The following is a 7,246-nucleotide window of genomic DNA, read 5'->3' on the forward strand; positions in this document are numbered from 1 at the left end:
CTGCGATCCCAGACTCTCCAGAATCTATAAAACAAGAGCCCAGGTTTCCAGAACTCACTAAAACTGATGCTTATAATTCAATAAAAATGGAATTTAATAAAGGCCGCGAAGCGGACCTAAAGCAGATTGAACACATTTTATTGCAAGACATTAACTTAAATGAAGACAGTGGGCGTGGTAATCTTAGTATAGGTGCTTATCTTATTACTCAAGCATTTATCAGTAGAGACTCTATTTCGCCTGTTATGTTAGATTTTTCCTGACTTTAGCGAAACCTCATATAGATGAGCATACAATCCAACAAATAAGTGCTTACTTGGATGATTCAACGAGCAGTGATTGGATTTACCAAGAATTGGTAAAAGATCAATTTAACAAAGCACTCCAAGGAAAAACGCTTGATACAGCGATTATTTTTACTGCTTTTTCCAAGGGAAAAAACATTTGGAATGCAAGCTATGGTTCTCTGACCCTTGCGGAGCAAGCCGTAGTTGAATCTTATCGCTCAAAAAATCCAAAACTTCTAGAGATGGTAGTTACGGAGTTAGGTAAAGAAAAATTACCCATTGATGTCGATAAAATTGTAAAAGTAATGGGAGAAAATGACTCTGAGTTTCCAAGTTGGGTGAGTGTACAACTCGAAAAAATGGAGTTGCATAACAACCTAAGAAGTGAATTTTTGCAAGGCTCCTCCGCTAACCTAATGACTATTCGTTCTCTTTTAGAATCAGGGATCAAATTAGGGATCAATTTAGATAAAGACAGTGGTTTTCATGGTCTCACACTGGGTGAATACGTTATTGCCCAGGCTTTTATTACTAAGGATTCCATTAGTCCTGACATGTTAGCTTTTTTCTTTCACTCAGTCGGAGCGAAATTAACTCCTGAAAAATTAAAAAATAGCTGCTACTTTTGAAAACGCTCAAGAAATTAGTGAGAGGATCTATCAACAATGGATGGCACTTGAACTTAATAAAGGAGTACAAGGTCAAACTGTTAATGGAAAGGTCATTTTTGCCACATTGTCACAAGGAAAAGAAATTTGGAATCAAATTTATATACCTCCTGTATTTATTGAAGAGCCCACGCCAGACACCGCAACTGCTACTGCCACTGGTGCTCAAATCCCCACAGTATCCCAAAAGCCAGGTGGTGAGCCACTAACCCTTGCTGAGCAAGCTGTAGCCCAGGCTTTCAAAGAGAAAAATTTTAAAATGCTGGAAAAAGTTTTCATTGAGTTACACAAACATAATTTACCCCTGGATGTGCAAAAATAGCGGAAAGTTTCGACAATCAATGGCAAGAGCCGGCGCGGAATTGGATCAATAACCAACTGCCACAGCTCGAAGTGCAACAACTATTAAGAAGTGAGTTCCAAAAAAAGAGCAAGCAAATCTAACAATTGTTTTGGAAAATTTATCTAAAAATCCCGATTTAAATCAAGATGGAGGGCTTTCCAATGGTCTTAATCTTGCTGAACAAGCCATTGTACAAGCTTATATTTCCCAGAACTTTGAATTGTTTTCGAAAATTTACTCATGCCATCCAATTGACCCCAAAGTTATTAACAAAATGGCGAGAACTTTTATTGACCCCCAAGATATTTTAAATAACTCAGAAAGAATGAGGGCATTTACAGATTGGGTATCCCAACAAAAATCATTGATTAACCAACCTGGAGTTAACCAACCTGGAGTTAACCAACCTGGAGTTAACCAACTTGGAAATAACCAACTTGGAAATAACCAACTTGGAAATAACCAACTTGGAAATAACCAGCTTGGAGATAACCAGCTTGGAGATAACCAGCTTGGAGATAACCAGCTTGGAGATAACCAGCTTGGAGATAATCAACCTGGAAATAACCAACCTGGAGATAACCAACCTGGAGATAACCAACTTGGAGATAACCAACTTGGAGTTAACCAACTTGGAGTTAACCAACTTGGAGTTAACCAACCTGGGGCTAACCAGCTTGGAGATAATCAACCTGAAGATAATCAACCTGAAGTGAATCCTACAAGAACACAAAGAAGGCATCATTTTTTCCAAGAAAACAAGCCTTCAACAAAGATTGCTCCACCTGAAATCAAAAAATATATCCTGAAGGGACGTTATGGAGCATCCAGAGATATGTTTGCTGTACAGGAAATGCAGAAAACGTTTTATTTGTCTTTGGTAGCCTTATGACAAATCTTTTTATTGGATATAAAAGTAACATAAGGATCTTTATCAGTTAAATGAACTTGCATCACGTATTGGTTCATGAAGGATGAGCCTAAAATAATTGCCGGAAAATACTTAATCTTTTCTCTTTGTTTCGCATTACGCCAAGCAGTTGGATGAGGGGGTAATGAGCGGATAAAAACTAGACGGGCTGAACCTTTGTCACAGCCAGCCCCGTTCACATAAATTGAATTAGTTTCGACTTAATCTGACACGTCACTTGAAAAGGTGAGAGTTTCCGGTTTTGATAGAAGTGCGAACTTTAAACAAAACTTAAAGGAAAACTCTCATGATAGATAATAACGTTAAAATTATTAAACACAAAGTTGGTCTTTTGAATCTAGCCGAGGAACTAGGTAATGTTTCAAAAGCGTGTAAAGTAATGGGTTTCTCAAGAGATACCTTTTATCGCTATAAGACAGCTGTCGACGAAGGTGGCGTTGAATCCCTGTTTGATAAATCACGTAAACAGCCAAATATAAAGAATCGAGTTGATGAAGCTATAGAAGAGGCTGTCAAAGAATATGCTCTATCTTATCCCGCTCATGGTCAGCAGCGCACCAGTAATGAATTACGTAAACAAGGTATTTTTGTATCAGGGAGTGGTGTTCGCAGTATCTGGTTGCGCCATCAATTGGCTAATTTTAAAGACCGTTTAAAAGCGCTTGAAACTAAAGTTGCTCTAGATGGAGTGATACTTACCGAAGCCCAAGTTATTGCGCTAGAGAAGAAAAAATTTGATGACGAGGCTTGTGGTGAGATTGAAACATCCCATCCTGGTTATCTTGGCTCACAAGATACTTTTTATGTCGGAACATTAAAAGGCGTAGGCAGAATTTACCAGCAAACTTTCGTTGATACTTATAGCAAAGTCGCATTTGCCAAGCTTTATACAACCAAAACACCTATTACCTCAGCAGATTTGCTCAACGACAAGGTTCTTCCTTTTCTTGAGCAGCAGGATTTACCCTTGTTGCGTATTTTAACTGATCGCGGCACAGAATACTGTGGGAAGGTGGAACGCCATGATTTCCAACTGTATTTAGCAATTAATAATATTGAGCATACAAAAACTAGAGCCCAGTCTCCTCAAACAAATGGCATTTGTGAACGCTTTCATAAAACTATCTTACAAGAGTTTTATCAGGTCACTTTCCGTAAGAAAATTTATGAAGATATCGAAACGTTGCAAAAAGATCTGGACGAATGGCTTCAGTATTATAATAATCAACGAACTCATCAAGGCAAAATGTGCTGCGGACGAACTCCAATGCAAACTTTGATTGATGGTAAACAAATCTGGATGGAAAAGTTTATAAACTAGACTTAACCTGACAGACACTTCTTAAAAACCGGTAACTGTCAGATCAAGTTTGAACTACTACACATAAATATCAGGTTCCAAATCTAATAAATAATAAGAAGGCTCGTCTTTCTTCTGAAAACCAATCTTGATTTTAGGTAGTGATTTGAAGTCTATATCTGCTAATGGCACACAGTAGTTGTTCTTCCAAAAAGGCTCTCCTATATCCTGATTTTTTTTGCCAGCATGCTCATAGATATATTTTAAAATTTGGCTATGAAGATTTTCATTAAGAATAACATAGCCTCCTGTGCCAGTATCCAGGATTGCAGCAACAAAAGGAAGCACTGGTTTAGCTATCTGATTGCCTTTGTCATCAAAAAATCCAGCACTTTGTATTTCATAATAATTCTTATGGGTCAAAGGGCTTTCATAACTTTTATGATCGGTGACTTGTTTAATGTATTCAGGACCTAGCTCTATGTAACTATCTGCATCAACTCCACACAATACAAAAGTAATGACTCGATGCAGATTATGGTATTTGTGAACATTTTTAACAAAAGTTTGGGCATTTGGAATGATTGAAATATTATCTCTCAATAGTCCAAGAATATTAGATGGTTGTGTACTATCCTCAATAACAAATATTTGCATTTCAGGAATAATAGGAGTTTTATGATTGTACCCCTGAATCTTTGCCTAATATTCAATAACACGGTCAGTTGCCGACCCAAATTTCAATACATATTTGGAATGAGTGGATGAAGGTTTAAGTGCTTTGATTTCAACAAAACCTTTCGTCAATGGTTTATCACAATGCATACAAATTTTTTTTCAGGAATAACTATTAAAGTAGAGCTTCCAGTATCAACTATTTCTTCAACTGGCTGGGGGGGATTGCCTATTAACAAAGGCATTATATAAATTCCATGCTCAATTTTATAATTAACTGGAAATTTATAACTCTCTTGCCTTTCTGGTTGAGCAAAGATGAGCGAGGACAGGGCGATTGTTGTAATAAAACTTATTATTTTAATCACGATTTGCTTCATGCCCATTTATTCCTAATTCGTTTCAAATGAAAACCTGTAATAAATTACAGGTTTTCAAAATTATCCTAAGACATCTTCTATTAAAAATTAATTCCATACCCGTATAACTCTACTTTCTCGCCTTCCTTCAATTGTTTTACTTTGTCTACGTCATTTTTACTAACAAATACCTGAATATTTTGACCATCTGCAGTTTTTAATGACACACCCACTAACTGATTTTGACAGTCACTAGGGGGTTTGGTGACATCAGCAAAAATAAAAGGAGAAAATGCTAATCCAATTAACAATATAATGGGTAAAAATACTCTTTTCATTTGTGAGGACTCCTCTGAGGTTGATATAGACTATGGTTGTCTTGGGGCTTTAGCACGCGTTATGCCATACAGGTTAGCTGTCCACATCAATGACTTTAACTGCCTCAAATTTATGCTTTTAAAATCAATATAATAGCAGTTTTAAGGACATGAGCATTGTTATTTGAGGACATAGCATTACATGAAATGCCTTTGAGGCCTGAGGGCAGGGGTTGACCTTTTTTGTTCATCTTTATAAAGACATGCTTCTAGGGCGTGATTCTTCTTTTTCATCCTGTTTGGGCAGCTTAATGTTATCAACAGTTTCAGATTTCAGTCTTACTACATCACTTGGTTCAGTTTTAGCTTTAGCAGTAACAATAACGGGTGCACTGACTGTTTCTGTTTTGTTGACTGATTGACCGGATGAGATTGATAATCCTTGTAAGATAGGATTCATTCCAACCACAGTGTTGGTAGTTAAGCTAGCCGATGTTTTTAGAAACGCTTGTAAATTTTTATAACTAGTTGAGGTAAGAATTTCTGGTTCTGCTTTGCCATATTCATCGAGTTCTTGGACGGTTTTAGCAAGTACCGCTCGAATTTCTGTTTGTAATTCTTCGGGGTTCAAGCCTTTTTCTTGAAGGTCGCGAAGGGTATCTCTTAAGTTAATCATTTTTTGGGTAATAAGAATACGATGCATGGGATAAGTTCGGGTCCCGAACACAAAGGTTGTCCCTTTATGTTGATCGCGTTCGATAGCACGATTAAGCCACTGGGTCATATCCGTTAAAAATTTATCGGGTGTCCCGGGTTTTTTATGCATCGCTTCCGCCAATTCTGCACATTCATTTTTGAGAGCATATTCTTTTGGAAGAAAGAATCTAATCACTTTATTAAGCAGTTTGCTAAAACTCATCGGCTCTTTACTTAGGCTTGTTGATGGATCTTTTCGATTGGGTGAAAAATCTTCGGACTGTTTTTGTAAAGAAATTAATTGGTTACGAAAATTTTTAAGATCTCGTAATTGAATATCTAGTTTTTCAATACTTACATCATCCAGTTTAAAGGTATCGCGTTGGTGTTGCAAAATTTCTATGGCCGAGTCAATCCTTTTCTCAATCTTATTAGCTTGATTTTGGATGGTTGCAAAGGGTGCTGATATTATTCTTAGTTCTGCTAGTTCTTTTAACAAGTTAGTACATCTTGTTACATTCTGACCCACAGATTTATTTTCAATTAACCCATTTTGTTCAATGGTTTTTTCCCATTCTGCGACCCGTAAGAGATTGGGTTGTGAGCTGAAACGAATTTCATAAAGCGGGATAATTTGATTGCCTTTGGGTACACAAACTTCCGTAGAGCGAAAATCGGAAATTGGGTCTAGTTCATTTGCTAAAGCCATACAGGAATCGAAAGGTTCAGCGGGTTTAGTGCGTTCTTTGATATCCCCTTTTTTCAAGATGATTTCGGGATTGCCAACAAAAACTTTGCATAAAAGAACCACTCTATCTGCGGGCTCAAAAGTTCCTTTTTTAACACAGCTACACTGTCCACTTTTACCGCATTCCGAGCAGGTGGAGAAGGTGGCTGCTTTGGAAAGCTCAGACGTAAAATACACGCCTTTACCCAGAGGGCCATAACCATTGCCTTGAACGTATTTACAGCGCGCTTCATCGAAGCCATTTTGCATAATAAGAGGTGCCACTTCGGAGTTAGTCCCGTGATAAAGCAACATTTCTCCGGGTTCTAATTCAACATCGTTTGTTTGAATGGTTTGTAATTCACGGCTAAGAGAGTTTGGCAAGGCTTGTCCTTTAGAACGCTCCCCCTTTGTTTTCTCGTATTGTTTTTCAATCTCTGGGTTTGATAATTTTTTAACAGATTTTATCTCTGTAAAATGACTTTCTCCACCAAATTTTGGAATATCGCCTGTTATTTCTTTCCATAATTGCGAAAAAACTTCCTAGTCCTTTGGCGTAAGCGGCTCCCAAGCGAGATGGTTCAAAACGCATAGAAATTTTCTGTCTATCAATAGCTTGTTGGCGAAATTGGCGATTAAAATCAGCAACAAGATCCTGTTTTAGCACTTCTGTATGGTTCATTTCAATGGCTGTACCACCTGTAGCGACTTGCATAGAACTTTTTTTAGTCAACACATCAATTAATTCTTTTTGGGCCTCGGCGGGTTTTATACCTAATAGACAGGCTTTTTTAATTGGCGAGGCAGCAATACATTCCTTGAGTTGTTGTAATTGCAAAGGATTAACGATCCGATTGGTTAAATCTAATACACCAGTTTAAGGGTACTTGCCTTATTAATTCGGCGAAATCACCAGCAGGGCCCTCATGAGATATTTTATGCA

At 37.5% G+C, this 7,246-nt stretch carries 10 protein-coding genes; 5 read left to right on the top strand and 5 right to left on the bottom strand.

Translation table 11 applies throughout. The annotated features are described in order from the left end of the window. From BN58_RS26290 to BN58_RS15910, 5 genes are all read left to right on the top strand, one after another. On the top strand, positions 1 to 263 hold a 263-nt coding region (locus BN58_RS26290), incomplete at its 5' end, for a hypothetical protein (RefSeq protein ID WP_040916652.1). A gap of 53 nt (positions 264 to 316) precedes the next feature. Next, positions 317 to 916, top strand: coding sequence for a hypothetical protein (locus tag BN58_RS15895; RefSeq protein WP_019217657.1), 600 nt, complete (start codon positions 317 to 319; stop codon positions 914 to 916). Between the two features lie 40 nt (positions 917 to 956). After that, positions 957 to 1,277, top strand: a complete 321-nt coding sequence (locus tag BN58_RS15900; RefSeq protein WP_019217658.1) for a hypothetical protein — start codon at positions 957 to 959, stop codon at positions 1,275 to 1,277. A 130-nt stretch (positions 1,278 to 1,407) separates the two neighbouring features. Next, positions 1,408 to 2,190: a hypothetical protein gene (locus BN58_RS28970; RefSeq protein WP_019217659.1), complete on the top strand. Its 783-nt coding sequence runs from the start codon at positions 1,408 to 1,410 to the stop codon at positions 2,188 to 2,190. A 325-nt stretch (positions 2,191 to 2,515) separates the two neighbouring features. After that, complete coding sequence (locus BN58_RS15910; protein ID WP_019217660.1) at positions 2,516 to 3,550, top strand: IS481 family transposase; 1,035 nt, start codon at positions 2,516 to 2,518, stop codon at positions 3,548 to 3,550. Positions 3,551 to 3,607: 57 nt separating this feature from the next. Here BN58_RS15910 and BN58_RS15915 read toward each other — a convergent pair whose 3' ends face one another. From BN58_RS15915 to BN58_RS15935, 5 genes are all read right to left on the bottom strand, one after another. After that, a complete protein-coding gene (locus BN58_RS15915; protein WP_019217661.1) occupies positions 3,608 to 4,186 on the bottom strand; it encodes a hypothetical protein in 579 nt (192 codons plus the stop codon). 146 nt (positions 4,187 to 4,332) lie between these two features. Further along, the gene (locus BN58_RS15920) at positions 4,333 to 4,584 is read right to left on the bottom strand and encodes a hypothetical protein (protein ID WP_156812577.1); all 252 of its coding nucleotides are present in this window, start codon (positions 4,582 to 4,584) and stop codon (positions 4,333 to 4,335) included. Between the two features lie 80 nt (positions 4,585 to 4,664). Further along, positions 4,665 to 4,901: a hypothetical protein gene (locus tag BN58_RS15925; RefSeq protein ID WP_019217663.1), complete on the bottom strand. Its 237-nt coding sequence runs from the start codon at positions 4,899 to 4,901 to the stop codon at positions 4,665 to 4,667. Between the two features lie 232 nt (positions 4,902 to 5,133). Further along, entirely contained in the window at positions 5,134 to 6,819 is a 1,686-nt protein-coding gene (locus tag BN58_RS15930; protein WP_332248003.1) for a PARP domain-containing protein, read from the bottom strand. Continuing rightward, positions 6,758 to 7,141, bottom strand: coding sequence for a hypothetical protein (locus tag BN58_RS15935; RefSeq protein ID WP_019217665.1), 384 nt, complete (start codon positions 7,139 to 7,141; stop codon positions 6,758 to 6,760). Before BN58_RS15935 ends, BN58_RS15930 begins: the two co-directional genes overlap by 62 nt. Between the last annotated feature and the right edge of the window lie 105 nt (positions 7,142 to 7,246).

It is taken from the genome of Legionella tunisiensis (assembly GCF_000308315.1).
GTDB classification, from domain to species: domain Bacteria; phylum Pseudomonadota; class Gammaproteobacteria; order Legionellales; family Legionellaceae; genus Tatlockia; species Tatlockia tunisiensis.

Coding starts and splice junctions, on each gene's coding strand:
- BN58_RS15920 (WP_156812577.1), bottom strand. CDS start 4,584: ATGAAGCAAATCGTGATTAAAATAATAAGTTTTATTACAACAATCGCC.
- BN58_RS15925 (WP_019217663.1), bottom strand. CDS start 4,901: ATGAAAAGAGTATTTTTACCCATTATATTGTTAATTGGATTAGCATTT.
- BN58_RS15915 (WP_019217661.1), bottom strand. CDS start 4,186: ATGCAAATATTTGTTATTGAGGATAGTACACAACCATCTAATATTCTT.
- BN58_RS15900 (WP_019217658.1), top strand. CDS start 957: ATGGCACTTGAACTTAATAAAGGAGTACAAGGTCAAACTGTTAATGGA.
- BN58_RS15910 (WP_019217660.1), top strand. CDS start 2,516: ATGATAGATAATAACGTTAAAATTATTAAACACAAAGTTGGTCTTTTG.